We start from the raw sequence: 1,816 nt of genomic DNA, 5'->3' as shown, positions 1-1,816 counted from the left end.
CACGGCCGACGTGGTTCGGCCGTGGCAAGCAGTCGTTGTGCCGCCTCCGGGTCGTTCCCGCGCGGCGTGGGCTTCATCATGTTGTAGATGACGAACCCGCCCATCACGGTCACGGCCGCGATGCAGATCCCCCACATCAGGGTCTGGCGGCGCTTCGCCGTGCTGTTTCCATCCGCGATTGGCCCTTCGTAGGCTGTCTCCGCGGGGGGCAGTTCGTGGTCGGTTCCGATGCTCATCGGATTTCCTCCACGACGAACACTCGCCCGCGGCCGCCAGGCAGGAGTTCGCTTCGATCTGCTGCAGCCGCGACGACGCCGGCGACGAGGAAGCTGTCGACCACAACCGGGACAGCGGCCTCCGACTTGTTCTCCAGATCGATCACTTGGCCACGGAGGCCCAGCGCCTGACAGGTCTGCGAAATCCGCAGCTCGAACGGACCCACGCGGGTCGAACCATCGTTCCCGCGCCCGCACGAAACGCCCTCAGGCGTTTCTCCGCGGAACATCACCCGCACGAGGGCGGTGACTGTCTCCAGATACTCCACCCGACGTTCCGACCGCTCGACCGAGGCGCCGGGCTGCGCGGGCGTGCCGCCGAGGTTGATGAGAACCGTCTGGCCGTCAACGGCGGACGGCTGCAGGACCGCCTGCACCGTTCGTCCGGACTGCGTCACCAGGAACAGCGAAAATGTCCGACCAAGCACGTCGCCATCGAACGCGACATAGACATCGCCCGTCGTTTCGTCGGCCTCGACCAGCATCTGCGGGCCGTCCGGCTCATTGATCGAGCGGACCGAGACGATCTTGTCGCCCGAGATCGAGAGCCTCGACATCTGGTCCGCCGAGACAACGGCGTCGAACTTGCCGTCGCGAACCTCGACCGGGTCGGCCAGCACCGGGCCCGCGCACAGCATTGCTGACATCGCCGCAAGGGCGAAGATGCGTTTCATAGTACCTCTCCGGTATTGGCGGGGCGGGCGCGCGTTCCACGCGCCGCGTCGCGATCAAGGGTTTCGATGCTCTTGAGCTGGACCAGGGCGCCGCGCCGCTCGAAGGTCAGCGCGTACATTTTCCGTTCGTCGGAAATCACCTGCCGATTGTTCATCTGCAGTTGATCGCCCGTGACCTCGACATAGAGCTTGCCGGGGTCCACGAAGAAATCGACCGGGTAATAGACCTGCGAGGTTTGCGACTGCTGTCGGGCCTGCCTGTCGGCAATCAGGGCCGACTTGATTTCCTGATAGGTGTCCGGCGACGTGATCCGCTCGAGGTTTCGCTCGAAATAGCGGGCCGATTCCGGGGTCCTGTTGAGGTAGGTGTAGACGACGTCGCGGCTCAGCCGCTCCAGATAGTCCCGATCCACGCTGGTCCCGGTGATTTCGACCGTGTCCACCAGCGACGGCACCAGAACGACTTTTGACTGCGTCGCTACGCTCACCGCCAGGCCGGCGTTCGCGATCAGGCTCAGACCCAGCATCCCGCCCAGCACCGTCAGTCGACGGTTCAGCACCCGCGCTTGTCCGTTTACGTTTTCCGCCTTCATCAGCCCGCAAGCTCCCTCAGGTGCGAGGGCGGCGTGGCTTTCAGCCTCAGCGTGTCCGAGGGCAGCGCCCAATAGATCGCGCGCTTGATGCGGCTAAGGCTGCTGCCCTGTTTGAATTTGCGCAGCGCCCACAGACAGGCGCCGGCGACGATCAACCCCACGAGGAAGTTGGCGACCAGAATGCAGATCAGGAGCGGGGCGACGACGGCGATCAGCTCGTCCCCGGTAAAGACCAGGTAGCGCTCCGGCGCGTCCAGATACTGCGGAATATAGG

At 64.6% G+C, this 1,816-nt stretch carries 3 protein-coding genes and 1 pseudogene; all 4 read right to left on the bottom strand.

Going from position 1 to position 1,816, the window contains the following annotated elements; genetic code table 11:
* Positions 1-236, bottom strand: a pseudogene (locus RDU12_RS15515) (hypothetical protein); the annotation flags it as partial.
* On the bottom strand, positions 233-922 hold the full coding sequence (locus RDU12_RS15510; protein WP_308685554.1) for a type-F conjugative transfer system secretin TraK: 690 nt from the start codon (positions 920-922) through the stop codon (positions 233-235). The pseudogene RDU12_RS15515 and the gene RDU12_RS15510, both read right to left, overlap by 4 nt.
* A 23-nt stretch (positions 923-945) precedes the next feature.
* Positions 946-1,542 (bottom strand): TraE/TraK family type IV conjugative transfer system protein, encoded by a 597-nt coding sequence (locus tag RDU12_RS15505; protein ID WP_308685552.1) that lies wholly within the window; start codon positions 1,540-1,542, stop codon positions 946-948.
* Positions 1,542-1,816: type IV conjugative transfer system protein TraL (gene traL / locus RDU12_RS15500; protein ID WP_308685550.1), on the bottom strand; the 275-nt coding region annotated here is incomplete at its 5' end. The genes traL and RDU12_RS15505, both read right to left, overlap by 1 nt.

This window comes from Brevundimonas sp., assembly GCF_031082345.1.
GTDB lineage: Bacteria > Pseudomonadota > Alphaproteobacteria > Caulobacterales > Caulobacteraceae > Brevundimonas.
Note: the sequence above shows the minus strand (reverse complement) of the source record. Positions and strands in the feature narration are given on the sequence as shown.

Bases quoted from the DNA above. Each gene is read 5' to 3' on its own strand.
- RDU12_RS15510 (WP_308685554.1), bottom strand. From the start codon at position 922: ATGTCAGCAATGCTGTGCGCGGGCCCGGTGCTGGCCGACCCGGTCGAG.
- RDU12_RS15505 (WP_308685552.1), bottom strand. From the start codon at position 1,542: ATGAAGGCGGAAAACGTAAACGGACAAGCGCGGGTGCTGAACCGTCGA.